21 protein-coding genes are annotated in these 25,708 nt (G+C 58.5%); 5 read left to right on the top strand and 16 right to left on the bottom strand.

Annotated features, from left to right (window positions below; genetic code table 11):
* Window positions 1-124: 124 nt before the first annotated feature.
* The 10 genes from brnQ to sdhC form a co-directional block, all read right to left on the bottom strand.
* Window positions 125-1,438 carry a branched-chain amino acid transport system II carrier protein gene (gene brnQ, locus ORL50_RS23495; protein ID WP_205893843.1) on the bottom strand — a complete coding sequence of 438 codons (1,314 nt, stop codon included), beginning with the start codon at window positions 1,436-1,438 and terminating at the stop codon, window positions 125-127.
* 388 nt (window positions 1,439-1,826) lie between these two features.
* A complete protein-coding gene (sucD, locus tag ORL50_RS23490) occupies window positions 1,827-2,708 on the bottom strand; it encodes a succinate--CoA ligase subunit alpha (RefSeq protein ID WP_150816155.1) in 882 nt (293 codons plus the stop codon).
* A complete protein-coding gene (gene sucC / locus ORL50_RS23485; RefSeq protein ID WP_045057762.1) occupies window positions 2,708-3,874 on the bottom strand; it encodes an ADP-forming succinate--CoA ligase subunit beta in 1,167 nt (388 codons plus the stop codon). Before sucC ends, sucD begins: the two co-directional genes overlap by 1 nt.
* A gap of 199 nt (window positions 3,875-4,073) precedes the next feature.
* Window positions 4,074-5,510: a dihydrolipoyl dehydrogenase gene (gene lpdA, locus ORL50_RS23480; protein WP_054049464.1), complete on the bottom strand. Its 1,437-nt coding sequence runs from the start codon at window positions 5,508-5,510 to the stop codon at window positions 4,074-4,076.
* 97 nt (window positions 5,511-5,607) lie between these two features.
* The gene (odhB, locus tag ORL50_RS23475) at window positions 5,608-6,831 is read right to left on the bottom strand and encodes a 2-oxoglutarate dehydrogenase complex dihydrolipoyllysine-residue succinyltransferase (RefSeq protein ID WP_266018444.1); all 1,224 of its coding nucleotides are present in this window, start codon (window positions 6,829-6,831) and stop codon (window positions 5,608-5,610) included.
* A 42-nt stretch (window positions 6,832-6,873) separates the two neighbouring features.
* Window positions 6,874-9,705, bottom strand: coding sequence for a 2-oxoglutarate dehydrogenase E1 component (locus ORL50_RS23470; protein ID WP_266018442.1), 2,832 nt, complete (start codon window positions 9,703-9,705; stop codon window positions 6,874-6,876).
* A 253-nt stretch (window positions 9,706-9,958) separates the two neighbouring features.
* Window positions 9,959-10,663 (bottom strand): succinate dehydrogenase iron-sulfur subunit, encoded by a 705-nt coding sequence (locus ORL50_RS23465; RefSeq protein WP_266018440.1) that lies wholly within the window; start codon window positions 10,661-10,663, stop codon window positions 9,959-9,961.
* 11 nt (window positions 10,664-10,674) lie between these two features.
* Complete coding sequence (sdhA, locus tag ORL50_RS23460) at window positions 10,675-12,447, bottom strand: succinate dehydrogenase flavoprotein subunit (RefSeq protein ID WP_266018439.1); 1,773 nt, start codon at window positions 12,445-12,447, stop codon at window positions 10,675-10,677.
* A gap of 3 nt (window positions 12,448-12,450) precedes the next feature.
* Window positions 12,451-12,819, bottom strand: a complete 369-nt coding sequence (gene sdhD / locus ORL50_RS23455; RefSeq protein WP_007977503.1) for a succinate dehydrogenase, hydrophobic membrane anchor protein — start codon at window positions 12,817-12,819, stop codon at window positions 12,451-12,453.
* On the bottom strand, window positions 12,813-13,187 hold the full coding sequence (sdhC, locus tag ORL50_RS23450; protein ID WP_033052382.1) for a succinate dehydrogenase, cytochrome b556 subunit: 375 nt from the start codon (window positions 13,185-13,187) through the stop codon (window positions 12,813-12,815). Before sdhC ends, sdhD begins: the two co-directional genes overlap by 7 nt.
* Window positions 13,188-13,549: 362 nt before the next feature.
* Here sdhC and gltA point away from each other — a divergent pair, with 362 nt between their 5' ends.
* Window positions 13,550-14,839 (top strand): citrate synthase, encoded by a 1,290-nt coding sequence (gltA, locus tag ORL50_RS23445; RefSeq protein WP_003222994.1) that lies wholly within the window; start codon window positions 13,550-13,552, stop codon window positions 14,837-14,839.
* Window positions 14,840-15,000: 161 nt separating this feature from the next.
* On the opposite strand, the gene ORL50_RS23440 is transcribed toward gltA, so the two are convergent.
* The 3 genes from ORL50_RS23440 to ORL50_RS23430 all read right to left on the bottom strand — a co-directional run bounded on the left by ORL50_RS23440 (window position 15,001) and on the right by ORL50_RS23430 (window position 18,060).
* Window positions 15,001-16,659, bottom strand: a complete 1,659-nt coding sequence (locus ORL50_RS23440) for a cation acetate symporter (protein ID WP_266018426.1) — start codon at window positions 16,657-16,659, stop codon at window positions 15,001-15,003.
* Window positions 16,656-16,967, bottom strand: a complete 312-nt coding sequence (locus tag ORL50_RS23435; protein ID WP_266018425.1) for a DUF485 domain-containing protein — start codon at window positions 16,965-16,967, stop codon at window positions 16,656-16,658. Before ORL50_RS23435 ends, ORL50_RS23440 begins: the two co-directional genes overlap by 4 nt.
* Before the next feature lie 241 nt (window positions 16,968-17,208).
* Window positions 17,209-18,060 carry a glycine betaine ABC transporter substrate-binding protein gene (locus tag ORL50_RS23430; RefSeq protein WP_266018423.1) on the bottom strand — a complete coding sequence of 284 codons (852 nt, stop codon included), beginning with the start codon at window positions 18,058-18,060 and terminating at the stop codon, window positions 17,209-17,211.
* A 300-nt stretch (window positions 18,061-18,360) separates the two neighbouring features.
* On the opposite strand from ORL50_RS23430, the gene ORL50_RS23425 reads away from it, so the two are divergent.
* Entirely contained in the window at window positions 18,361-19,956 is a 1,596-nt protein-coding gene (locus ORL50_RS23425; protein ID WP_266018422.1) for a glycoside hydrolase family 17 protein, read from the top strand.
* 26 nt (window positions 19,957-19,982) lie between these two features.
* Here ORL50_RS23425 and ORL50_RS23420 read toward each other — a convergent pair whose 3' ends face one another.
* Entirely contained in the window at window positions 19,983-21,068 is a 1,086-nt protein-coding gene (locus ORL50_RS23420) for an RHS repeat-associated core domain-containing protein (RefSeq protein WP_266018421.1), read from the bottom strand.
* A gap of 83 nt (window positions 21,069-21,151) precedes the next feature.
* Window positions 21,152-21,514: a hypothetical protein gene (locus ORL50_RS23415; RefSeq protein ID WP_266018420.1), complete on the bottom strand. Its 363-nt coding sequence runs from the start codon at window positions 21,512-21,514 to the stop codon at window positions 21,152-21,154.
* A 223-nt stretch (window positions 21,515-21,737) separates the two neighbouring features.
* Between ORL50_RS23415 and ORL50_RS23410 the strand changes: the two genes are divergently transcribed.
* Entirely contained in the window at window positions 21,738-23,036 is a 1,299-nt protein-coding gene (locus ORL50_RS23410; RefSeq protein WP_266018419.1) for a serine/threonine protein kinase, read from the top strand.
* Entirely contained in the window at window positions 23,029-23,817 is a 789-nt protein-coding gene (locus ORL50_RS23405; protein ID WP_266018418.1) for an MlaA family lipoprotein, read from the top strand. The genes ORL50_RS23410 and ORL50_RS23405 overlap by 8 nt, the downstream gene beginning before the upstream one ends.
* Window positions 23,818-24,002: 185 nt before the next feature.
* Here the strand turns inward: ORL50_RS23405 and ORL50_RS23400 are convergent, their stop codons facing one another.
* Entirely contained in the window at window positions 24,003-24,917 is a 915-nt protein-coding gene (locus ORL50_RS23400; protein ID WP_266018416.1) for a DUF808 domain-containing protein, read from the bottom strand.
* A 134-nt stretch (window positions 24,918-25,051) separates the two neighbouring features.
* Between ORL50_RS23400 and ORL50_RS23395 the strand changes: the two genes are divergently transcribed.
* Entirely contained in the window at window positions 25,052-25,660 is a 609-nt protein-coding gene (locus tag ORL50_RS23395; protein WP_266018415.1) for a TetR/AcrR family transcriptional regulator, read from the top strand.
* Window positions 25,661-25,708: the final 48 nt, after the last annotated feature.

Raw genomic sequence — 25,708 nt, 5'->3', positions numbered from 1 at the left:
GCCCCCTTCGCGAGCAAGCCCGCTCCCACATTATTGATCAGCGTACGGCAAGAAAATCCAACCACAAAAAAAATGCCCCGTATCGATTGATACGGGGCATTTCGACTTTCTACCGGGGAGCCTCTCAGGCCAGCGCTTCTTCGCGCTTGCCCAGCAGACGGTCGCAGACCACGGCGACCACCAGGGTCATCACCGACGGTACCAACCACGCCAGGCCCTGCTCGCTCAGCGGCAGGTGGGTCAGTTGCGTCGGCATCCAGTCCGCCAGGCCCGCGCCTTTAAGAGCGTCGATCAGGCCGAAGATGAACGACACCAGCATCACCGGACCGACGATGCGGCCCTGCTCATGCCAGAAGTCCTTGCAGAAGCTCAGCGCTACCAGGGCGATGCATGGCGGATAGATCGCTGTCAGCACCGGGATCGAGAACGCGATCAGGTTGGTCAGGCCAAGGTTGGACACCAGCAGCGAGAACGCGGCGAGGATAATCACCAGGGTCTTGTAGGACAGTGGCAGCACCCGGCTGAAGTATTCAGCGCAGGCGCAAGTCAGGCCCACCGCAGTCACCAGGCAAGCCAGCGAAATCAGCACCGCGAGGAAACCACTGCCCAGGGAGCCGAAGGTGTGCTGGACGTAAGCGTGCAATACCGCCGCGCCATTGGTTGCACCGGCTGCCACTTCATGGCTGCCCGAACCCAGGCGGAACAGGCTGATATACACCAGCGCCAGGCCCACGCCGGCAATCAGCCCGGCGATGATCGCGTAGCGGGTGATCAACGCAGGCGACTCGACTCCACGGGAGCGGATGGCATTGACGATGACGATGCCAAACACCAGCGCGCCGAGGGTATCCATGGTCAGGTAACCATTGATGAAGCCCTGGGAGAACGGTGCCGCGACGTACTCCGGGGTGGCCACGCCGATATCGCCGGCCGGCAGCGCGAATGCGGCAATACCGAGGGCCGCCAGGGCGATGATCTTCAGCGGTGCGAGGAAGCGTCCGACCGTGTCCAGCAGGCGACCTGGATACAGCGAGATGAAAAACACCAGCAGGAAGTACACCGAGCTATAGAGGAACAGCGCCAGCGGGCTCTCGCCGGTCAACGGCGCCAGGCCCACTTCGAACGACACGGTAGCCGTGCGCGGCGTGGCGAACAAAGGCCCCACGGCGAGGTAACACGCGGCGGCCAGCAGGCCACCGGCAATTTTACCGATCGGGCTGCTCAAGGCATCCATTGCTCCGCCGACCTTGGCCAGCGCGACCACGGTGATCACCGGCAGGCCGACCGCCGTGATCAGGAAACCCAACGCCGCCATCCAGACATGTGGCCCGGACTGCAAACCGACGATAGGCGGGAAGATGATGTTGCCAGCCCCGACGAACAGGGCAAACGTCATAAAACCAAGTGCCAGGATGTCCTGGCCTTTCAACACTTTCATTAAGGAAATACCACACTACTGAATCGGAATTTAGAGAGGGATTTCCCTTGTGGGTGAGGGAAATGCTGTCGATCCGTATGGGACTGACCCGTTAAGCGCGTGGCTGCCTTGTGGGCGGCGGACGCAAAATGGCGGCTAGACTAACGAATTCGCGCGGCAAACGCACTGTTAGGGGGCGAACTATCCGATCTACGACATTATGATGTCGCGTTTACATATATAAAGGTCAAAGATCGCAACCTCGTTACTCCGCAGCTCCTACAGTAGGAATGCAATCGCCCGTAGGAGCTGTCGAGTGAAACGAGGCTGCGATCTTGTGATCTTCAGAAACGACAAAGGCCACCCGAAGGTGGCCTTTGTCAGCAGAGCTACAAGCTAAGCGCGAGGCTTACTTGATTGCCCAACCGGTCAGCTCGGACAGAGCCTTGCCGATATCTGCCAGCGAACGCACGGTTTTCACGCCTGCGTCTTCCAGGGCAGCAAACTTCTCGTCTGCAGTACCCTTGCCGCCAGAGATGATTGCGCCAGCATGGCCCATGCGCTTGCCCGCAGGGGCAGTCACACCAGCGATGTAGGAAACAACCGGCTTGGTCACGTGTGCCTTGATGTAGGCAGCCGCTTCTTCTTCAGCCGAACCGCCGATCTCACCGATCATTACGATCGCTTCGGTCTTCGGGTCTTCCTGGAACAGCTTCAGGATGTCGATGAAGTTCGAACCCGGGATCGGGTCACCACCGATGCCGACGCAAGTCGACTGACCGAAACCGGCGTCAGTAGTTTGCTTAACAGCTTCGTAGGTCAGGGTGCCGGAACGCGAAACGATACCGACCTTGCCTGGCAAGTGAATGTGACCTGGCATGATGCCGATCTTGCATTCGCCTGGGGTGATCACGCCTGGGCAGTTAGGGCCGATCAGGGTAACACCCAGCTCGTCGCACTTAACTTTAGCGTCCAGCATGTCCAGGGTAGGAATGCCTTCGGTGATGCAAACGATCAGCTTGATGCCGCCGAAAGCAGCTTCCAGGATCGAGTCCTTGCAGAAAGGAGCAGGAACGTAGATCACGCTGGCGGTGGCGCCAGTGGCAGCTACAGCGTCTTTCACGGTGTTGAACACTGGCAGACCCAGGTGCTCGGTGCCGCCTTTGCCAGGAGTTACGCCGCCAACCATCTTGGTGCCGTATTCGATGGCTTGCTGGGTGTGGAAACTACCTTGCGAACCGGTAATACCCTGGCAGATAACTTTGGTGTCTTTATTGATCAGGACGCTCATTATTTGCCCTCCGCAGCTTTAACGACTTGTTGAGCAGCGTCGGTCAGGCTGGTAGCAGCGATGATGTTCAAACCGCTTTCTGCCAGTACTTTAGCGCCCAGCTCAGCGTTGTTGCCTTCAAGGCGAACAACAACCGGGATTTTCACGCCGACTTCTTTCACTGCACCGATGATGCCTTCGGCAATCATGTCGCAACGAACGATGCCGCCGAAGATGTTGACCAATACTGCAGCGACGTTAGTGTCGGACAGGATGATCTTGAACGCTTCGGTTACGCGTTCTTTGGTAGCACCGCCGCCCACGTCGAGGAAGTTGGCTGGTTTGCCGCCATGCAGGTTGACGATGTCCATGGTACCCATGGCCAGGCCAGCACCGTTGACCATGCAACCGATGTTGCCTTCCAGCGCTACGTAGTTCAGTTCGAACTTGGCAGCGTGCGCTTCGCGCGGATCGTCTTGCGACGGATCGTGGAAAGTCTTCAGCTTAGGCTGACGGTACATGGCGTTGGCGTCGATGTTGATCTTGGCGTCGAGGCAATGCAGATCGCCGTCAGCCTTGATCACCAGCGGGTTCACTTCCAGCAGGGCCAGATCGTGATCCTGGAACAGTTTGGCCAGACCAACGAAGATCTTGGCGAACTGGGCAACTTGCTTGCCTTCCAGACCCAGCTGGAAAGCCAGCTCGCGACCCTGGAATGGCTGAGCGCCAACCAGTGGATCGATAGTGGCCTTGAGGATTTTTTCAGGAGTATCGTGAGCGATTTTCTCGATATCCACGCCACCTTCGGTGGAAGCCATGAACACGATACGACGGCTCGAACGGTCAACAACAGCGCCCAGGTACAGCTCTTTGGCGATGTCAGTGCACGATTCAACCAGGATCTTGGTGACTGGCTGACCGTTGGCATCAGTCTGGTAAGTCACCAGACGCTTGCCCAACCACTGTTGAGCGAATGCTTTGGCGTCTTCTTTGCTGCGAACCAGCTTTACGCCGCCCGCTTTACCGCGACCACCTGCGTGAACCTGGGCTTTGACAACCCACTCGGTCCCGCCGATTTTGTCGCACGCTTCTGCTGCTGCTTCCGGGGTGTCTACGGCGAAACCCTGGGATACTGGCAGGCCGTATTCAGCGAACAGCTGCTTACCCTGATACTCGTGAAGATTCATGCTTATTACCGTCTTCGTTAGGTACTGCGCATTCGGTGCTGCACTTGTTCAGTGCCGCACCACCTGTGACTGCTGCTTGCGTAGGTGTTCCGGATAACCGGTGAGACTACGCAAGGCTGCGTCCGGCGGACATTCCGCGGTGAGTCTTGCACGCAAGGCTCACGACGGGCCTTCCGCCGTGGTTTCTTATTGTCTTGTCTTAACGCTTCTTGCGGTTGGCAATGTGGATGGCGCCGCCATTCACTGCCAGAGCTGCTTCGTGCAAGGCTTCAGACAGGGTCGGATGGGAGAAAACCATCATGCCCAGGTCTTCAGCGCTGGTGCCGAATTCCATACCGATCGCGCCCTGCTGAACCAGTTCTGCAGCGCTCGGGCCAATCACGTGGACGCCCAATACGCGGTCAGTCTTGGCATCAGCGATAACCTTGACGAAACCACCGGTATCGTTGGCTGCCATGGCACGGCCAGAGGCTGCAAACGGGAAGGTGCCGACGTTAACTTCAACGCCTTCGGCTTTCAAGGTCTGCTCGGTTTTGCCAACCCACGCGATTTCCGGGTGAGTATAAATAACAGACGGGATCAGGTCATAGTTGATTTGGGCTTTGTGGCCCTTGATGCGCTCAACCACCATGATGCCTTCTTCGGACGCCTTGTGCGCCAGCATCATGCCGCGAACCACGTCGCCGATTGCGTAAACGCCCGGTACGCTGGTGGCGCACTGGTCGTCAACGAAAACGAAGCCACGTTCGTCGATGTTCACACCGCTGTCAGCTGCCAGCAGCTCGGTGGTCACTGGACGGCGACCAACGGCAACGATCAGCTTGTCGAACGTGATGTTCTGTTCGCCGTTGGCATCGGTGTAGTTCACCACGACTTCGTCGCCGTTGACTTTCGAACCGGTGACGCGAGCGCCCAGCTTGATGTCCAGACCTTGTTTGGTCAGGGTCTTGAAGGCTTCCTTGGAAACAGCTTCGTCAGCGGCTGGCAGGAACTTCTCCAGTGCTTCCAGAACCACGACTTCGGAACCCAGACGCGACCATACCGAACCCAGTTCCAGACCGATCACGCCAGCGCCGATCACGCCCAGACGCTTAGGTACGGTTTGGAATTCCAGCGCGCCAGTCGAATCGACGATCACGTTCTGGTCAACCGGAGCCGGTGGAATGTCGATAGGGCGCGAGCCGGATGCCAGGATCACGTTCTCGGCTTCGATGATTTCCACGGTGCCGTCTGGCTTGGTCAGCTCGACTTTCTTGCCGGCCAGCAGTTTGCCGTGGCCTTGCAGGGAAGTGACGCCGTTAGCCTTGAACAGGGTCGCAACGCCAGAGGTCAGGCCCTTGACGATGTTGGCTTTACGGCCAACCATTGCCGCCACGTCCATGGTCACGCCAGCGTGATTGATACCGTGGATCGCGAAGCCTTCTTTGGCTTCCTTGTACTTCCAGGAACTGTCCAGCAGCGCCTTGGATGGAATGCAGCCGACGTTCAGGCAAGTACCGCCCAGAGCCAGTTTGCCTTCCTTGTCGGTGTATTTCTCGATGCAGGCAGTCGAAAGGCCCAGCTGCGCTGCCTTGATGGCAGCCACGTAGCCGCCAGGGCCCGCGCCGATCACTACTACGTCAAATTTCTGCGACATTCAAAAATCCTCTTTTGGCAACAAGCTTGAAGCCGCAAGCCTCAGGCCAGGCTGCAATTGCTTGCACCCTGAAACCTGAAACCTGCAGCTGCTTCTATCAGATATCCAGCAGCAAACGAGCCGGGTCTTCCAGCAGGTTCTTGATGGTAACCAGGAAGGTCACAGCTTCTTTGCCATCGATCAGGCGGTGATCGTAGGACAGAGCCAGGTACATCATCGGACGGATAACGACCTGACCGTTGATCGCCATAGGACGCTGCAGAATGTTGTGCATGCCCAGGATGGCCGCTTGCGGCGGGTTGACGATCGGAGTCGACATCATCGAACCGAAGGTACCACCGTTGGTGATGGTGAAGGTGCCGCCGGTCATTTCGTCCATGGACAATTTGCCGTCACGGGCCTTCTTGCCGAAGGTGGCGATGCCGCCTTCGATTTCAGCCAGGCTCATCAGTTCAGCATTACGCAGGACTGGAACAACCAGGCCACGATCGCTGGAAACCGCTACACCAACGTCGGCGTAGCCGTGGTAAACGATGTCGGCACCGTCGATCGACGCGTTGACAGCCGGGAAGCGTTTCAGAGCTTCGGTGGCAGCCTTGACGAAGAACGACATGAAGCCCAGGCGTACGCCGTTGTGGCTCTTCTCGAACAGGTCCTTGTACTTCGAACGCAGGGCCATGACTTCTGTCATGTCGACTTCGTTGAAAGTGGTCAGCATCGCCATGTTCGACTGAGCTTCTACCAGGCGCTTGGCCACGGTAGCGCGAACGCGGGTCATCGGTACGCGCTTCTCGATGCGGTCGCCAGCAGCGAACACTGGAGCAGCGGCAGCAGGTGCTGCAGCCTTGGCAGGCGCGGCAGCCGGAGCGGACTTCTTGGCGGCAACAGCTGCCACCACGTCTTCCTTGGTCACACGACCGCCTTTGCCGGTGCCGGCAACGGAAGCAATGTTGATACCGTTCTCTTCAGCCAGCTTGCGAGCGGCCGGAGCAGCAACCGGATCGTCTTCGCCTTCGGCAGCAGGAGCAGCAGCTTGTGCAGCGGCCGGAGCAGCAGCGGCAGCGGCAGGCGCGGCAGCAGCGCCGCCCGCTTCGATAGAGCCCAGGACTTCGTCGGACAGAACGGTGTCGCCTTCGTTCTTGACGATTGCGCCCAGCACGCCGTCAGCAGTCGCCAACACTTCCAGAACAACCTTGTCGGTTTCGATATCGACGATCAGGTCATCACGCTTTACAGCGTCGCCCGGTTGTTTGTGCCAGGTGGCAACGGTGCCATCGGCAACCGATTCCGGGAAAGTGGGGGCTTTGATTTCGATAGCCATTATCTGTGGGTCCTTAAATTCGGTTTCAGGTGCGCGAAGGCGTTAAACAGTAAAGGCGTCTTGCAGCAGTTTTTCCTGCTGCTCGGCGTGCATCGATGCATAACCACAAGCAGGTGCAGCGGAAGCGTCACGACCGGCGTACTCGAGTACGAGTGCCTTGTTGTGATTGCCAACGATGCGGCGCATGTGGTGCTGGCTGCAGTACCAGGCACCCTGGTTCATCGGCTCTTCCTGACACCAAACGATATGTTTGAGGTTGGTATACGGAGCCAGGACTTCGTTCAAGTCGTCCTCAGGGAATGGGTACAGCTGCTCGATGCGCACGACGGCGATGTCGTCACGACCTTCGGCACGGCGTTTTTCCAGCAGGTCGTAGTAGACCTTGCCGCTACACAGAACAACGCGCTCGACCTTGGACGGGTCCAGTGCATCGATTTCCGGGATAACGGTCTGGAACGAACCTTCGGCCAGATCTTCCAGGGTCGATACGGCCAGTTTGTGACGCAGCAACGACTTCGGAGTGAGCACGATCAACGGCTTGCGCAGCGGACGGATCACCTGACGACGCAGCAAGTGGTAGATCTGGGCCGGCGTGGTCGGTACCGCTACCTGGATGTTGTGCTCGGCGCACAGTTGCAGGTAACGCTCCAGACGAGCCGAAGAGTGCTCCGGACCCTGACCTTCATAACCGTGCGGCAGCAGCATGGTCAGACCGCAGAGACGGCCCCACTTGTGCTCGCCACTGGTGATGAACTGGTCGATAACCACCTGGGCACCGTTGGCGAAGTCGCCGAACTGGGCTTCCCAGATAACCAGCGCATCAGGCGTGGTTGTCGAGTAACCGTATTCGAACGCCAGCACGGCTTCTTCGGACAGGAACGAATCGTACAGGTCGAAACGTGGCTGGCCGTTGTACAGGTTCTGCAGCGGGATGTAGGTGCCCGCGTCTTTCTGGTTGTGCAAGACAGCGTGACGGTGCGAGAACGTACCGCGACCGATGTCCTGACCCGTCATGCGAATCGGGTGACCTTCGAACGCCAGGGTCGCGTACGCCATGGTTTCGGCGTAACCCCAGTTGATCGGCAGGCCGCCGGCTTGCATTTTCTGACGGTCTTCGTAGATCTTCGACACCTGGCGCTGAACCACGAAGCCTTCCGGAATTTCCAGCAGCTTGGCGGACAGTTCCTGCAGGGTCTTCAGGTCGAAACGAGTGTCGTGACGCGCGGTCCAGGCGTGTCCCAGATACGGACGCCAGTCCACGAACAACTCTTTGTTCGGCTCTTTGACCAGGCTTTTTACTACATGCAGGCCGTTGTCCAACGCGTTGCGGTATTCGTCGACTTTCGCCTGAACACGCTCTGCGTCGAGCACTCCGCCCTGGGTCAGGCGATCAGCGTACAGCTCACGGGTAGTGCGCTGCTTGGTGATCTGCTGATACATGATCGGCTGGGTGCCGCTAGGCTCGTCGGCCTCGTTGTGGCCGCGACGACGGTAGCAGACCAGGTCGATCACCACGTCACGCTTGAACTGCATGCGGTAGTCGATGGCCAGCTGGGTCACGAACAACACGGCTTCCGGATCATCGCCATTCACATGGAGGATCGGCGCCTGGATCATCTTCGCAACGTCGGTGGCGTACTCGGTGGAACGCGAGTCCAGCGGGTTGCTGATGGTGAAACCAACCTGGTTGTTGATCACGATGTGCACGGTACCGCCGGTCTTGAAACCGCGGGTCTGCGACATCTGGAAGGTTTCCATCACCACGCCCTGACCGGCAAATGCCGCGTCGCCGTGGATGGAGATCGGCAATACCTTCTCGCCGGTAGGGTCGTTACGACGATCCTGACGGGCGCGCACCGAACCCTCGACCACTGGCGATACGATTTCCAGGTGGGACGGGTTGAATGCCATCGCAAGGTGAACTTCACCGCCGGTGGTCATCACGTTGGACGAGAAGCCCTGGTGATATTTAACGTCACCGGAACCGAGCTCGACCTTCTTCTTGCCTTCGAACTCGTCGAACAGCTCGCGCGGGTTCTTGCCGAAGGTGTTGACCAGCACGTTGAGACGGCCACGGTGGGCCATGCCGATGACGATTTCCTTGGTGCCGTAGGAACCGGAACGCTGGATCAGCTCGTCGAGCATCGGGATCAGGCTCTCGCCGCCTTCCAGGCCGAAACGCTTGGTACCCGGGTATTTGGTACCCAGGTATTTTTCCAGGCCTTCGCCGGCGGTGACGCGCTCGAGCAGGTGGCTCTTGATGTCGGCGGAGTACGTCGGACGACCGCGCACGCTTTCCAGACGCTGCTGGAACCACTGGCGCTGCTCGGAATCGGTGATGTGCGTGAATTCAGCGCCGATGGTGCGGCAATATGTCTGCTGCAACGCTTCGTGAATTTCGCGTAGGCTCGCCTCCTCTTTGCCGATGAACAGGTCGCCGGCACGGAAGGTCGTATCAAGATCGGCATTGGTCAAGCCGTAATGATTGATCGACAGGTCTGCAGGTGCAGGACGCTGCCACAGCCCCAGCGGGTCAAGCTGGGCTGCCTGGTGGCCACGCATACGGTAGGCCTGGATCAATCGCAGCACTTCAACTTGCTTCTTCTCGTGCTCACTGCTCACGCTGCCGGCGGAAACCGGTTGGGCGCGGCGCTGGTTCTTTGCCAGCAAGACGAAATGATCGCGAATCGTGGAGTGCGAAACATCGGTGGCAGTGTTGCCATCAGCAGGCAACTTCTGGAAGTAGGTGCGCCACTCTTCTGGCACAGCGTTAGGGTCGTGCAGGTAGAGCTCGTAGAGCTCTTCCACATAGGCAGCGTTACTACCGGATAGGTAGGCGCTGTTCCACATGCGCTGCATCACGCTTTCTTGCATGCTTGGTCACCCTCGGTTAGGGGAACACCACCGGCGTCGACACCGAGCACGCTTGCAGAAGTCCGAATGCAGCGACTAAAACAAGCCACCTAGGATCACGCTGATAGTCCGGGTACCAGCCCGGATGCCCCTGCTTGTCTCATTTCTTCAAAATAAGAGCTGCAGCTTTTTGAGCTGCTGCTCAGGTTAAAACTACGGCGCCGGTTGAAGCCTGCGCCGTAGCATCTACGGGTACAGCGGTGCTACAGCTGAATCACACGCCGCTTTGCAGCAACATGTTACGGATGTGACCGATGGCCTTAGTCGGGTTCAGGCCTTTCGGACATACGTTGACGCAGTTCATGATCCCGCGGCAGCGGAATACGCTGAACGGGTCATCCAGCGAAGCCAGACGCTCGGACGTCTTGGTATCACGGCTGTCTGCCAGGAAGCGGTACGCTTGCAGCAGGGCAGCTGGACCCAGGAACTTGTCCGGGTTCCACCAGAAGGACGGGCACGAGGTCGAGCAGCAGGCGCACAGGATGCACTCGTACAGACCGTCGAGCTTTTCACGCTCTTCAGGGGACTGCAGACGCTCGATGGCCGGAGCCGGCGTGTCGTTCTGCAGGTAAGGCTTAACCTTCTCGTATTGCTTGTAGAAGATGCTCATATCGACGACCAGGTCACGGATAACCGGCAAACCTGGCAGCGGACGAACAACCAACTTGTTACCTTTTACGACAGCGGACAATGGCGTAACGCACGCCAGGCCGTTTTTGCCGTTGATGTTCATGCCGTCGGAACCGCAAACACCTTCACGGCAAGAGCGACGATAGGAGAAACCCTCGTCCTGCTCTTTGATCAGGGCCAGCACGTCCAGCACCATCAGGTCTTTACCACCGGTATCGACCTGGAAATCCTGCATGAACGGCGCGGCGTCCTGATCAGGGTTGTAACGATAAACGCTGACTTTCAACATGGCGGCCACCCTTAATAAGTCCGAATCTTAGGTTCAAAAGTCGGAACAGTTTTCGGCGAGAAGTTCACGGCACGCTTGGTCACGCGCTTGTCACCCGGGAAGTACAGGGTGTGGCACAGCCAGTTTTCGTCGTCGCGGTCTTCGAAGTCTTCACGGGCGTGGGCGCCGCGGGACTCTTTACGCACTTCAGCAGCGATGGCAGTGGCTTCGGCCACTTCCAGCAGGTTCTGCAACTCCAGCGCTTCGATACGCGCGGTGTTGAAGGCCTGCGATTTGTCGTTGATCTTGACGTTGGCGATGCGCGCACGCAGGTCAGCCAGCTGGGCAATACCCTTCTGCATGTATTCGCCGGTACGGAATACACCGAAGTAGTTCTGCATGCAGCTTTGCAGCTCGCGACGCAGGGTTGCCACGTCTTCGCCATCGGTACGCTCGTTCAGGGCGGACAGACGCGACAGGGCCGCTTCGATATCGGCGTCAGTGGCGTCATCGTATTCGATGCCGTCAGTCAGCGCTTTTTCCAGGTGCAGGCCAGCTGCACGACCGAATACCACCAGGTCGAGCAACGAGTTGCCGCCCAGGCGGTTGGCGCCGTGAACCGATACGCAAGCCACTTCGCCTACCGCGAACAGACCATGGATGATCTCGTCCTGACCGTCAGCGTTCTGGGTGATCGCCTGGCCATGAATGTTGGTCGGAACACCGCCCATCATATAGTGGCAAGTCGGAACAACCGGAACTGGCGCAACAACCGGGTCAACGTGGGCGAAAGTCTTCGACAGTTCGCAGATGCCTGGCAGACGGCTGTGCAGCACTTCCTCGCCCAGGTGGTCGAGTTTGAGCATCACGTGGTCGCCATTCGGACCGCAACCGTTACCGGCGATGATTTCTTTAACCATCGAACGGGCAACTACGTCACGACCGGCAAGGTCTTTCGCGTTCGGAGCATAACGCTCCATGAAACGCTCGCCGTGCTTGTTGATCAGGTATCCACCTTCACCACGGCAACCTTCGGTAACCAGTACCCCGGCGCCGGCGATGCCGGTCGGGTGGAACTGCCACATTTCGATGTCTTGTACCGGCACGCCAGCACGCAGGGCCATGCCAACGCCGTCACCGGTGTTGATCAGGGCATTGGTGGTGGACGCGTAGATACGACCGGCACCACCGGTTGCCAGGACGGTAGCCTTGGCACGGATGTAGCTGGTTTCGCCGGTTTCGATGCAGATAGCGATAACGCCGACGAATTCGCCTTGGGCGTTTTTCACCAGATCAACCGCGTAGTACTCGTTCAGGAACGTGGTACCCGCTTTCAGGTTGCCCTGATAAAGAGTGTGCAACAGCGCATGACCGGTACGGTCGGAAGCGGCGCAAGTACGGGCAGCCTGCCCACCTTTACCGTAATCCTTCGACTGCCCGCCGAATGGACGCTGGTAGATGCGGCCTTGCTCGGTACGGGAGAACGGCAGACCCATGTGGTCCAGCTCGAACACCGCCGCCGGGCCTTCCTGACACATGTATTCGATAGCGTCCTGGTCACCGATATAGTCGGAACCCTTGACGGTATCGTACATGTGCCAGCGCCAGTCATCGTTTGGATCAGCGGAGGCGATGGCGCAAGTAATGCCACCCTGGGCCGAAACGGTGTGCGAACGGGTCGGGAACACCTTGGTGATCACGGCAGTCTTGTGACCGCCCTGGGCCAGCTGCAGCGCAGCGCGCATGCCGGCACCGCCACCACCAATAATGATGGCGTCGAATGAAATCGTTGGAATGTTAGCCATGAATCAGATACCCCAGAGAATCTGCACACCCCAGACGAAGTAAGCGAACATCGCAACGCCGCATACTGCCTGGAAAAGGAAACGTACTGCAGTCGCGGACTTGCCCAGCGCCATCGGCGTCAGGTAGTCGGTCGCGATGGTCCACATACCGACCCAGGCGTGAGCGCCCAGGGCAACGAGGGCCAGCAGACTGAAGATACGCATCCCGTTGTGGGCGAACAGGCCATGCCACTGGTCGTAGCCAATGCCCGGGTTCGCTGCGAGGTATCCGATCAGGAAAATGAAATAAGCCGCGAGAACGACCGCAGACACACGCTGTGCCATCCAGTCATAGAGGCCCGAACGCGAAAGGTTCGTAACGCTGGTTACCATATCCAAACTCCTGCCAGAACGATCAACACCACGGAAACGGCGATGATAATTTTCGAGCCCAGGCGGCCGCCTTCCAGCGTCTCACCGATGCCCATATCCATGATCAAGTGGCGCACACCGGCTACCAGATGATAAAGCAGAGCGGACAGGAGGCCCCATGCTACGAACTTGGCCAGCGGGCTGGTCAAGGTTGCCTTCACGTCGGCAAAACCTTCCTCGGAACCCAGGGATTTGCCCAATGCATAAAGCATGAAGCCAAGGCCCAGGAAGAGGATGATGCCGGAAACACGGTGAAGAAACGACGTAACGCCGGTGATGGGGAGTTTGATGGTCCTTAGGTCTAGGTTTACAGGTCGTTGGCTTTTCACGGCTTTTTTTCACACTGAAGAGCCCCTAACAATCAGGGCAAAGTTGTTGGGGAGTGCACTGGTCAGGTAACCACCACCCAGGGATGCGACCCCCAATAAAGCAGGCCCAAAAGCCCCTGGCGGTCGGTGGCCGAGTATAGACAGTTAGGCTACTAATGACAACGCGTTCACCTTCCCCTAATAGCGCATTGCACAAGTTGGATAAAAGGCGTAAACGGCAGGCAATTTCGAGGAAAAAGTCCGGTTAAAGCCTTCTGGGGCAAGACTTTAGGCAAATTGACATCTGAATTTATCTCACTATAGTGGTGCGGGCCCTGCGTGGGGGGTCTGTCTGATGATTTCAAGCATAAATAGGAGGCCACATGGCTGACAAAAAAGCGCAGTTGATCATCGAGGGCGCAGCCCCCGTCGAGCTGCCCATTTTAACCGGCACCGTTGGTCCCGATGTTATCGACGTTCGGGGCCTGACGGCCACGGGCCGTTTCACCTTTGACCCTGGTTTCATGTCGACCGCTTCGTGCGAGTCGAAGATCACCTATATCGACGGCGACAACGGCATTCTGTTGCACCGCGGCTACCCGATCGAACAGCTGGCTGAAAAATCGGACTACCTGGAAACCTGCTATCTGCTGCTCAACGGCGAACTGCCGACCGCAGAACAGAAGGCCCAGTTCGTCAGCACCGTGAAAAACCACACAATGGTTCACGAGCAGCTGAAGACCTTTTTCAACGGCTTCCGTCGCGACGCCCACCCAATGGCCGTCATGTGCGGTGTAGTCGGCGCCCTCTCGGCCTTCTACCACGACTCCCTGGACATCAATAACCCCCAGCATCGCGAAATCTCCGCGATCCGCCTGGTGGCCAAGATGCCAACACTGGCAGCGATGGTTTACAAGTACTCCATGGGTCAACCCATGATGTACCCGCGCAACGACCTGACGTACGCGGAAAACTTCCTGCACATGATGTTCAACACCCCGTGCGAGATCAAACCGATCAGCCCGGTTCTCGCCAAGGCCATGGACCGGATCTTCATCCTCCATGCCGACCACGAGCAAAACGCATCGACTTCCACCGTTCGCCTGGCCGGCTCTTCGGGTGCCAACCCGTTCGCCTGTATCGCCGCCGGCATCGCTGCACTGTGGGGCCCTGCCCACGGCGGCGCGAACGAGGCTGTCCTGACCATGCTGGATGAAATTGGCGATGTCTCGAACATCGACAAGTTCATCGCCAAGGCCAAGGACAAGAACGATCCGTTCAAGCTGATGGGCTTCGGTCACCGGGTTTACAAAAACCGCGACCCTCGCGCGACCGTGATGAAGCAGACCTGCGACGAAGTACTCAAAGAGCTGGGCATCAACAACGATCCGCAACTCGAACTGGCCATGCGCCTGGAAGAGATCGCCCTGACCGACCCGTACTTCATCGAACGCTCGCTGTACCCGAACGTCGACTTCTACTCGGGGATCATCCTCAAGGCGATCGGCATTCCAACCAGCATGTTCACCGTGATCTTCGCCCTGGCGCGGACCGTAGGCTGGATCTCCCACTGGAAAGAAATGCTCTCCAGCCCGTACAAGATCGGCCGCCCGCGCCAGTTGTACACCGGCTACGAGTCGCGTGACATTACCAAGCTGGAAGACCGCAAATAAGACCTGTCTTGCGATAACGTCTTGAGTTGCACCGCAAACGGCCTCTATGTGAATAGAGGCCGTTTTTGTTTGGCTGGTTATCAGGCATCTTGCTCCACATGCACCAACAAAAATGCCCCGGTCTCTCGACCGGGGCATTTGTTAACAGCCTAACGATGCGCTTAGTGCGAAACCGCCCCGCTCGCCCCCAGACCCGTCTGCGACCGGACAAATTGCGGGAAGAACAGCGCCCGCTCCCTGTCCGCAGCCGCCGACTTGTCGGTGATCGAGAAGAACCAGATCCCCACAAACGCGATGATCATCGAGAACAGCGCCGGGTACTCGTACGGGAAGATCGCCTTCTCGTGATGCAGGATCTGCACCCAGATGGTTGGGCCAAGGATCATCAAGCCAACAGCGCTCACCAGACCCAGCCAGCCACCGATCATCGCCCCACGGGTCGTCAGCTTCTTCCAGTACATGGAAAGCAGCAGTACCGGGAAGTTACAGCTCGCCGCGATGGAGAATGCCAGGCCCACCATGAACGCGATGTTCTGGCTTTCGAACAGGATGCCCAGGCCAATCGCCAGCACCGCCAGGGCGATAGTGGTGATCTTCGAGACGCGGATCTCATCCTTCTCGTTCGCCTTGCCTTTCTTGATCACACTGGCGTACAGGTCGTGGGACACCGCCGAAGCACCAGCCAGGGTCAGGCCCGCCACCACAGCCAGGATGGTCGCGAACGCTACCGCCGAGATGAAGCCCAGGAAGATGCTGCCGCCCACTGCGTTAGCCAGGTGCACCGCCGCCATGTTGTTGCCGCCCAACAGCGCGCCAGCAGCATCCTTGAAGGCCGGGTTGGTGCTGACCAGCAGGATCGCGCCGAAGCCGATGATGAAGGTCAGGATGTAGAAGTAGCCGATGAAGCCGGTTGCATACAGCACGCTCTTGCGAGCTTCCTTGGCGTCACTCACGGTGAAGAAGCGCATCAGGATGTGTGGCAGGCCAGCGGTACCGAACATCAGCGCCAAGCCCAGCGAGAACGCAGACACCGGATCTTTCACCAGACCGCCCGGGCTCATGATCGCTTCACCTTTCGTGTGAACCTTGATCGCCTCGGAGAACAGTGTGTTGAAGTCGAAGTTGACGTGCTTCATCACCATCACCGCCATGAACGTGGCACCGGACAGCAACAGCACCGCCTTGATGATCTGCACCCAGGTGGTCGCCAACATGCCGCCGAACAGCACGTACATGCACATCAGCACGCCGACCAGGATCACCGCAATGTGGTAGTCGAGGCCGAACAGCAGCTGGATCAGCTTGCCGGCACCCACCATCTGCGCGATCAGGTAGAACGCCACCACCACCAGCGAACCGCAGGCCGACAGCGAGCGAATCTGGGTTTGCCCGAGGCGGTAGGACGCCACGTCGGCAAAGGTGTATTTACCCAGGTTACGCAGGCGCTCGGCGATCAGGAACAGAATGATCGGCCAGCCCACCAGGAAGCCGATCGAGTAGATCAGGCCGTCGTAGCCGGAGGTGAAGACCAGGGCGGAAATACCCAGGAAGGACGCCGCAGACATGTAGTCGCCGGCAATCGCCAAACCGTTCTGGAAACCGGTGATCTTGCCGCCAGCCGCATAGTAGTCGGCTGCCGAGTTGTTTTTCTTCGAAGCCCAGTAAGTGATGTACAACGTGGCGCCAACGAACGCCACGAACATCAGGATCGCCGGAATGTTCAGCGGTTGCTTGACCACTGCACCAGTCAGGGCATCAGCCGCCCAGGCACCCGGCGCGAAAGCTGCAATGCTCAATAGAGCCATTAGACGCCGGATCATTGCTGAGCCTCCTTGAGAATCGCATTGTTCAGGTCGTCAAATTCGCCGTTGGCGCGTTTTACGTAGATGCCGGTCAGGATGAAGGCGGAAAGGATCAGCCCAACACCGATCGGAATGCCCCAGGTAATGGATGATTCAGGACTGATCTTGGCGCCCAGGATATGCGGCCCGTAAGCGATCAGCAGGATGAATCCGGAGTAAAGACCAAGCATGATCGCCGAGAGAATCCAGGCGAACTTTTCTCGCTTGCTAACCAGCTCCTTGAAGCGCGGGCTGTTTTGAATCGAGAGGTAAATGCTGTCGTTCATTGTTTTTATCCTCGCAGCACAGATTATTGTTGGAACGTTATCCACTCTATGCGGCTGCGGGCCAGGTTCCAGACGACCTTAGTATTAGAACGACATGACAGAATCGCCAATCTCAAGCATGCACAAATAAATGTAGGAGTGAGCCTGCTCGCGATGGCGTTGTGTCAGTCGACGGATTAGTCATCTGACAGTTTGCTATCGCGAGCAGGCTCACTCCTACAAGGGGGCCGGCGGTGTTGAGTTATTTGGTCCAGTCAGCCACGCGCTCCGGATGCTTGGCGACCCAATCTTTTGCCGCTGCGTCCGGCTTGGCGCCATCCTGAATGGCCAGCATCACTTCGCCGATTTCGTCTTTCGACGCCCACTGGAAGTTTTTCAGGAACTTGGCCACTTCCGGTGCCTTGGTCGCCAGCTCTTTACTGCCGATGCTGTTAACGGTTTCAGCCGCGCCGTACACGCCTTTCGGATCGTCGAGGAAGCGCAGTTTCCACTTGGCGAACATCCAGTGCGGCACCCAGCCGGTGACAGCGATGGATTCGTTCTTTTTCTCGGCCCGGGTCAGCTCGGCAATCATGCCGGCACCGGAACTGGCCTTGAGGGTGTAATTGCTCAGGCCGTAATCCTTGATCGCCTGATCGGTCTTGAGCATCACCCCCGAACCGGCATCGATGCCAACGATACGGCCTTTGAAGGTGTCGTCGGTCTTGAGGTCTTCAATCGACTTGGCCTTGACGTATTCCGGCACGATCAAGCCAATCTTGGCGTCCTTGAAGTTGGGGCCGTAATCGACCACCTGATCCTTGTTCTTGGCCCAGTAGTCGCCGTGGGTCACTGGCAGCCAGGCGGAGAGCATCGCATCGAGCTTGCCGGTGGCCACGCCCTGCCACATGATCCCGGTTGCCACCGCTTGCAGCTTCACGTCATACCCGAGCTTCTGCTTGATCACTTCGGCCGCCACGTGAGTGGTCGCGACGCTGTCGGACCAACCGTCGACATAACCGATGCTCAGGGTCTTGCTCTCGGCATTGGCCATTGTGGAGCCAATCGCAAGCACCAGAGCGGCACCCGCGCCTAAAAGTCGTCGCATCTTCATCGTTACTTCCCCGAAAGTGCTGCGCTCGACGGATGCCGAGTCGCGTCAACGTAGTGTTCTGGTGCGCCGCGCCCCCATCACGCACACCGCCAGCTCATTCGATCATCAGCTCGATTTTTCCGTGAGAGCACTGACGCCTCGATAATCAACCTCGCGCCGCAGGCGACCTGCTCTGCCAGCGACCTCAAGCCATCGAGAAACGACATCAGAACGCCATTAACTGCTGGCAACCACAGTCAACCGTTCAATACGCCCGAACATTGCATGTCAAAACCATGCGAGGCACCAAGCGCGGCGCAAATGCAGGTAACATGCCCGGCTTTGCTCCCAGACGGCCCGACCATGTCCGCGACCCCGCGCTTTCCTTTTTTTGCTTATCTGTTCGCCTGCCTGCTCGGGCTGTTTGCCCTGGGTGGCTTCTGGTACGGCCTGGGCAAACCGGTGATCCTGCCGGACGTCGCCAGCGCCACGCACAAACTGCAGTGCGCGTCCTATACCCCGTTCGACAAGGACCAGTCGCCGTTCGACGTGCCGTTCAAACTGCGCCCGGAGCGCATGGACGCCGACCTCGCACTGCTCGCCACGCGCTTTGAGTGCATCCGCACCTATTCGATGACCGGCCTCGAAGCCCTGCCCGATCTGGCACGTAAGCATGGCTTGAAGCTGATGATCGGCGCCTGGGTCAACAGCAATCCGGTGGACACAGAGAAGGAAGTCGACCTGCTGATCGCCTCGGCCAATGCCAATGCCGACGTGGTGACTTCGGTGATCGTGGGTAATGAAGTGCTGCTGCGCAAGGAAATCACCGGCCCGCAACTGGCCCGGCTGATCAACAAGGTCAAGAGCCAGGTCAAGCAACCCGTGACATACGCCGACGTCTGGGAGTTCTGGCTCAAGCACCCGGAAATCGCCCCGGCCGTGGACTTCCTGACCATCCACTTGCTGCCTTACTGGGAAGATGATCCCTCGAACATCGACGCCGCGCTGCAACACGTGGCGGAAGTGCGCCAGGTGTTCGGCAATAAATTCGCCCCCAAAGACGTGATGATTGGCGAAACCGGCTGGCCAAGCGAAGGCCGCCAGCGCGAGACAGCCCTGCCCAGCCGGGTCAATGAAGCCAAGTTCATCCGCGGTTTTGTCGCCATGGCCGAACAGCAGGGCTGGCACTACAACTTGATCGAAGCCTTCGATCAGCCGTGGAAACGCGCCAGCGAAGGTGCGGTGGGCGGTTACTGGGGGCTGTTCGATGCAGACCGCCAGGACAAGGGCGTGCTGGCAGGCCCGGTCTCGAACGTACCGTACTGGTCGCAGTGGCTGGTGGTCGGCGGTGTGATTTTCCTCGGCACGCTGTTCCTCGGTGGGCGCGTGCGCAGCACTCGCTCGGCGCTGGTGCTGCCACTGCTCGGCGCCCTGGCCGCCTGCTCGGTTGGCGCCTGGGGCGACCTGGCGCGTGTCACTACGCGCTTTGCCAGCGAATGGCTATGGGTCGCGTTGCTTACGGCGCTGAATCTGTTGGTGCTGGCCCATGCGGCACTGACCCTGAGCGCCCGCACTGGCTGGCGTGGTCGGGCATTTGAGGTGCTGGAGCGCCGCGCTGGATGGCTGGTCGCAGCAGCGGGTTTTGCCGGTGCCGTGATGATGCTGGAGCTGGTGTTCGATCCGCGTTATCGCAGCTTCCCGAGCGTCGCGTTCATCCTGCCGGCGCTGATCTACCTGTGCCGACCGGTGAACGTACCGCGGCGGGAAATCGCGGTGCTGACTTTCATTATCGGCGTCGGCATTGCGCCGCAGTTGTTTGTTGAAGGTCTGCAGAACCAGCAGGCCTGGGGTTGGGCGCTGGTGAGTGGGTTGATGGTGGTGGCGCTGTGGCGGTGTTTGCGGGCTCGCAGGAGCTGAGATCTTGCCAGAGTTGTCCGCAGGAATCAGGATGGCCTTCGGACCGCTTTGCCCAGCTCATCAATGCGGATGATATCCCTTACTTCAAAACCCGTCGCATCACGCCAACGTTGAATGGCCCCATGCATTCGAACGCCCGCCGAATGTAGAGCTGCATCGTCAGCAATGACTCTATTGAGGGTTGCATTTGCTGATTCTGAGTCCACCAGCAATTGATTGAAATCTTGAGCAGGGCCATTTTCCAGATTGCGTGGCCCCACAAAATCTTCGACCGCCCTTTTCTTGGCCAAGACGTAGTTTTTGGTCGCGGTAAAAGGGCGAGTGTCGGTTGAATGGGCGAGAATTTTGTTGTAATCGTCAATGCTCGCAAGCCTATCGGCATTAGTAGCCTGAACCAGCTCATTACGTTTGGTGAGTTGATAGGAAGGACGCAACTTTTGAATAGCATTGGTGACTCGCTGAGTTCCACGGCTCACTAGGCTTGCAGCGGCTGACGAAACTGAAAATACACGCTCCACAGTGTTGATGACTCGTTGTGCAAACATCGCCCCAATCGACCCGTTTACAAGCGCAGAAGCAAAATAGTGGCCCATCGGATCCACCCGACTTACCGGATCCCCCCCACAATAGGCGTAGGCGTTCACCCCACCCCTCCCAAACGGACTCAAACTGTCCGGGCTATTAAATCGCATCAACACCGGATTAAATGCGCGGTAACCATTCCCAAGCAAGTAATGCCCGGTCACCGGATCTCGGCGCTCGCCATTGAAGCCAAGCAGACTGAGTAGTCCACTCTCAGGAGAGCGATGCCCGTAAGGGGAGTAAACGGGGCTCTGATGATTGCCACCGGCAATGGAGTGCAAAACCGAACGCTGCAGATCTGTTGCCAGCAAAGCGCACTCAACTCTCCCCGACTGATGCTGTTGCTGTGCCAACAGCTGTTGTTCGTGCTCAAACAACGAGTACCGCGCCTGCCCCTGAATTTCAGTGGCCAGCCGATTTTGCCGGTAATAGCGTTGAACAGAATCCTGGTTCAGCTGAGCACAACCCACAACCCTATCCAGAGGGTCGTAGCTGTAGAGGCAAAGCAATATTTCTCGCTGACCCGTCATCGCACCGCTCCGATTCATATCCGAAAGTCAATGCGGTTAGATTCGGAGTTATCGGGATGACTGTCTACTATCAGAACTGCTAGTCAGCGAGCCGCCCGCACCAACCGCAAAGCCGCGATCACAACCGCAAACACCGCCAACGTGGTGTTGTACAACGCCAGTGCCGGAAACCCCAGCACCAGCGCCAGCACCGCCAGCCACCAGCCTGCCCGGCCTGGCAGCACAAAGCCAAGTACCGCAGCGGCTATCGCCGACCAGCCCAGCACCTTGAAATGAATCATCAACCCCAGGCTTGAGCGCGCCTGGCATTCCCAGCGGCTTGCCTCGTCGACGCAGATGCCCACCCACTGCGCATCTTCCATGAAGCCATACCGCGCGCCGTAACTGGCGGCCAGCCACAACGGCAGCAAAACAAGCAGCAGGATCACGGGCAGACGGCGGGACATGGGGTACTCCAATGGGCGAAAACGGCGGCCAGCTTAATCCCCCGGAGGATTTAAGCAAATGTGTGTAACAGATAAGTAGTCATGAAATAGCTGCAAAGTGTATCGTCCAGCTACTATTACCCGGAATTACGCCTGTTTCGTGCCGATGCGTGGCACTTTGGCGGCAAAGCTGTGGTCATAGCCTGCGAACTTCATCCGGCACCTTCCTCTAAGGGATCTAGTCATGCTCCGTTCCTTGCGCTTCGCCGCCCTGTTTGGCGGCCTTATTTTGAGTGCGTCCGCACTGGCGGTCGACATCGACGCCGCCAGTTATGGCTACCCCTTGACCAACCCATTTGAGGCCACCATTGCCACGACTCCACCGGACCTGCGCCCGGAGTTGCCGCTGGACGACGACATCAATCAGGAAGACCGCAGCATCACCCTGCGGCCGGAGCGTGCATTCGAACTGCCGGACAACTTCTGGGCGGTGAAGAAACTCACCTATCGGATCGCCACTCAAGACAAGGCGGCACCGCTGATCTTCCTGATCGCCGGTACCGGTGCGCGGTATGACAGCAGCCTCAACGAATACCTGAAAAAGCTCTACTACAAGGCCGGCTACCACGTGGTGCAGCTGTCGTCGCCGACCAGCTTCGACTTCATCACCTCCGCCTCGCGCTTCGCTACCCCGGGTATCACCAAGGAAGATGCCGAAGACATGTACCGGGTCATGCAAGCGGTGCGGGCGCAGAACCCGAAAGTACCGGTGACCGAGTACTACCTGACCGGCTACAGCCTAGGCGCCCTGGATGCAGCGTTTGTCGCGCATCTGGACGAAACCCGACGCAGCTTCAACTTCAAGAAAGTCCTGCTGCTCAACCCGCCGGTCAACCTCTACACCTCTATCACCAACCTGGACAAGCTGGTCCAGACCGAGGTCAAGGGCATCAATAACTCCACCACCTTTTATGAACTGGTGCTGGAGAAGCTGACTCGCTACTTCCAGCAGAAAGGCTACGTCGACCTCAACGATGCACTGCTGTATGACTTCCAGCAGTCCAAGCAGCACCTGACCAACGAACAGATGGCCATGCTGATCGGCACCTCGTTCCGCTTCTCGGCGGCCGACATCGCCTTTACTTCGGACCTGATCAACCGTCGCGGCCTGATCACTCCACCGAAGTACCCGATCACCGAAGGCACCAGCCTCACGCCGTTCCTCAAGCGTGCGCTGCAATGCGACTTCGACTGCTACATCACCGAACAGGTCATCCCGATGTGGCGTGCCCGCACCGACGGCGGCAGCTTGCTGCAGCTGATCGATCAGGTCAGTTTGTACGCACTCAAGGATTACCTGCAGGCCAGCCCGAAAATCTCCGTCATGCATAACGCCGACGACGTGATCCTCGGCCCTGGCGACCTGGGTTTCCTGCGCAAGACGTTTGGCGACCGCCTGACCGTTTATCCACTGGGCGGCCATTGCGGCAACCTCAATTACCGCGTCAACAGCGACGCCATGCTGGAGTTCTTCCGTGGCTAAATCTCTCCTGCTTATCGCAGCGTTACTCTGTGCAGGCGTCGCCCATGCCGACAACAGCAAAGCCAATGCGCCTATCGTCGTCGATAGCGATGGTTTCAAGGAGCCGCTGAGCAAACTCAAGTTCAACCCGGGGCTGGATCAGCGCGAGTTCGAGCGCTCGACGCTCAACGCGCTGAACGTCTATGACCCGCTGGAAGAGTGGAACCGTCGGGTTTATCACTTCAACTACCGCTTCGACCAATGGGTGTTCCTGCCGGTGGTCGATGGCTATCGCTACATCACGCCGAGCTTCCTGCGTACCGGCGTCAGCAACTTCTTCAACAACCTCGGCGATGTGCCGAACCTGATGAACAGCCTGCTGCAGTTCAAGGGCAAGCGTTCGATGGAGACCACCGCTCGGCTGCTGCTGAACACCACGATCGGCATCGCCGGCCTGTGGGACCCGGCGACCGCCATGGGCCTGCCGCGCCAGAGTGAAGACTTTGGTCAGACCCTGGGCTTCTACGGAGTTCCGGGCGGTGCCTACTTCGTGCTGCCAATCCTCGGCCCGTCGAACATCCGCGACACCGGCGGCCTGGCCGTGGACTTCACCGCCGAGTCGGCGATCAACTTCCTCAACGTTTCGGAAGTCAGCTCCAACCACCCGGAAGTCTGGATGCTGCGCGGAGTTGACCGGCGCTACCAGACCAGCTTCCGTTACGGCCAGCTGAACTCGCCGTTCGAATATGAAAAAGTGCGCTACGTGTACACCGAGTCGCGCAAGTTGCAGATCGCCGAGTAACAGCGGCGGTAACAAAAAAGGCCATTCGATGCAGATCGAATGGCCTTTTTTCATGCAGTTAACAACACCACATATTCCTGTAGGAGTGAGCCTGCTCGCGATAGCGATATGACATTCAACGTTAATGTTGACTGACACACCGCCATCGCGAGCAGGCTCACTCCTACAATGTTTAGTGCCAGGCTTTAGTTTTTGAGAGCTTTCCAGATCTTGCTCACAGCCATCACGCCGGCCAACACCACCGCACCGGCGACAATCCCGGCCACGGCATTGAGCAACATCGGCACGATAAACCCGGCGCCACCAGCACTCGCGCTGACTTCTTCGATCCAGTGATGAATCGCTGGTACGCCATGGGTCAGGATCCCACCGCCGACCAGGAACATCGCGGCGGTACCAATCACCGAAAGGCTTTTCATCATGTAAGGCGCGGCGCGCAGGATCCCGTTGCCGATGCTTTTGGCCATCTGGCCGGGCTTCTGGGTCAGCCACAGGCCGAGATCGTCGAGTTTGACGATGCCCGCCACCAGGCCGTACACCCCCACGGTCATCACGATGGCGATCCCCGACAACACGATGACCTGCTGGGTCAGCGAAGCACCCGCGACTGTGCCCAGGGTGATCGCGATGATTTCTGCCGACAGGATGAAGTCGGTGCGGATGGCACCTTTGATCTTGTCCTTCTCGAAAGCCACCAGATCGGTTGCCGGGTCTGCGACCGCCTCGACCAGCTGCGCATGCTCGGCTTGGTCTTCAACCTTGCTGTGGAGGAATTTATGCGCGAGCTTCTCGAACCCTTCAAAGCACAGATAGGCGCCGCCGACCATCAGCAAGGGCGTAACCAGCCACGGAATGAACGCACTGATCGCCAGCGCCGATGGCACCAGGATCAGTTTGTTCAGGAACGAGCCCTTCGCCACGGCCCACACCACCGGAATTTCGCGCTCGGCACGTACTCCGGAAACCTGCTGCGCATTGAGTGCCAGGTCGTCGCCGAGTACACCTGCGGTCTTTTTCGCGGCCATTTTGGTCATCAACGCCACGTCGTCCAATACTGCGGCGATGTCGTCGATCAGCAACAGCAAACTGCTTCCTGCCATGAATGAAATTTCCTGCAAAGAATGAATGCTGGGCAGCATAGCCTGCCCGAGGCGCTGCGGGGCATTCTTGAGCGGTGCGCAAAGCCGGTGCTACCATGCGCCACCGCCAGTACAGGCAAGGAACCACCTGGTTTATGAGCACTATCCGCGAGCGCAACAAAGAACTGATCCTGCGTGCCGCCAGTGAAGAATTTGCCGACAAGGGCTTCGCTGCGACCAAAACCAGTGACATCGCAGCCAAGGCGGGTTTGCCCAAGCCCAACGTCTACTACTATTTCAAATCCAAGGAAAACCTCTACCGCGAGGTCCTGGAAAGCATCATCGAACCTATCCTGCAGGCCTCGACGCCATTCAATGCCGACGGCGTCCCCAGTGAAGTGCTGAGCGGCTACATCCGCTCGAAAATCCGCATCTCCCGCGACCTGCCGTTCGCATCCAAGGTGTTCGCCAGCGAAATCATGCACGGCGCCCCGCACCTGAGTGCCGACCTGGTGGAGCAACTGAACGGTCAGGCCAAGCACAACATCGACTGCATCCAGACCTGGATCGACCGCGGCCAGATCGCCGCCATTGACCCCAACCACTTGATGTTCAGCATCTGGGCCGCAACCCAGACCTATGCCGACTTCGACTGGCAAATCACCGCCATTACCGGCAAGGCGAAGCTGGATGAGGAAGACTATGAAGCGGCGGCGCAGACGATTATTCGGTTGGTGCTGAAGGGGTGTGAGCCGGACAGATAGACCGCGGTGTCGGATTCGCGAGCAAGCCCGCTCCCACAGGGGGCTTAG

Source organism: Pseudomonas sp. RIT-562 (genome assembly GCF_026241895.1).
Lineage (GTDB): Bacteria > Pseudomonadota > Gammaproteobacteria > Pseudomonadales > Pseudomonadaceae > Aquipseudomonas > Aquipseudomonas mandelii_F.
This window is presented reverse-complemented; position numbering and strand designations above follow the sequence as displayed.

Bases quoted from the DNA above. Each gene is read 5' to 3' on its own strand.
- brnQ (WP_205893843.1), bottom strand. From the start codon at position 1,438: ATGAAAGTGTTGAAAGGCCAGGACATCCTGGCACTTGGTTTTATGACG.
- sucD (WP_150816155.1), bottom strand. From the start codon at position 2,708: ATGAGCGTCCTGATCAATAAAGACACCAAAGTTATCTGCCAGGGTATT.
- sucC (WP_045057762.1), bottom strand. From the start codon at position 3,874: ATGAATCTTCACGAGTATCAGGGTAAGCAGCTGTTCGCTGAATACGGC.
- lpdA (WP_054049464.1), bottom strand. From the start codon at position 5,510: ATGTCGCAGAAATTTGACGTAGTAGTGATCGGCGCGGGCCCTGGCGGC.
- odhB (WP_266018444.1), bottom strand. From the start codon at position 6,831: ATGGCTATCGAAATCAAAGCCCCCACTTTCCCGGAATCGGTTGCCGAT.
- ORL50_RS23470 (WP_266018442.1), bottom strand. From the start codon at position 9,705: ATGCAAGAAAGCGTGATGCAGCGCATGTGGAACAGCGCCTACCTATCC.
- ORL50_RS23465 (WP_266018440.1), bottom strand. From the start codon at position 10,663: ATGTTGAAAGTCAGCGTTTATCGTTACAACCCTGATCAGGACGCCGCG.
- sdhA (WP_266018439.1), bottom strand. From the start codon at position 12,447: ATGGCTAACATTCCAACGATTTCATTCGACGCCATCATTATTGGTGGT.
- sdhD (WP_007977503.1), bottom strand. From the start codon at position 12,819: ATGGTAACCAGCGTTACGAACCTTTCGCGTTCGGGCCTCTATGACTGG.
- gltA (WP_003222994.1), top strand. From the start codon at position 13,550: ATGGCTGACAAAAAAGCGCAGTTGATCATCGAGGGCGCAGCCCCCGTC.
- ORL50_RS23440 (WP_266018426.1), bottom strand. From the start codon at position 16,659: ATGATCCGGCGTCTAATGGCTCTATTGAGCATTGCAGCTTTCGCGCCG.
- ORL50_RS23435 (WP_266018425.1), bottom strand. From the start codon at position 16,967: ATGAACGACAGCATTTACCTCTCGATTCAAAACAGCCCGCGCTTCAAG.
- ORL50_RS23430 (WP_266018423.1), bottom strand. From the start codon at position 18,060: ATGAAGATGCGACGACTTTTAGGCGCGGGTGCCGCTCTGGTGCTTGCG.
- ORL50_RS23425 (WP_266018422.1), top strand. From the start codon at position 18,361: ATGCAGGTAACATGCCCGGCTTTGCTCCCAGACGGCCCGACCATGTCC.
- ORL50_RS23420 (WP_266018421.1), bottom strand. From the start codon at position 21,068: ATGACGGGTCAGCGAGAAATATTGCTTTGCCTCTACAGCTACGACCCT.
- ORL50_RS23415 (WP_266018420.1), bottom strand. From the start codon at position 21,514: ATGTCCCGCCGTCTGCCCGTGATCCTGCTGCTTGTTTTGCTGCCGTTG.
- ORL50_RS23410 (WP_266018419.1), top strand. From the start codon at position 21,738: ATGCTCCGTTCCTTGCGCTTCGCCGCCCTGTTTGGCGGCCTTATTTTG.
- ORL50_RS23400 (WP_266018416.1), bottom strand. From the start codon at position 24,917: ATGGCAGGAAGCAGTTTGCTGTTGCTGATCGACGACATCGCCGCAGTA.
- ORL50_RS23395 (WP_266018415.1), top strand. From the start codon at position 25,052: ATGAGCACTATCCGCGAGCGCAACAAAGAACTGATCCTGCGTGCCGCC.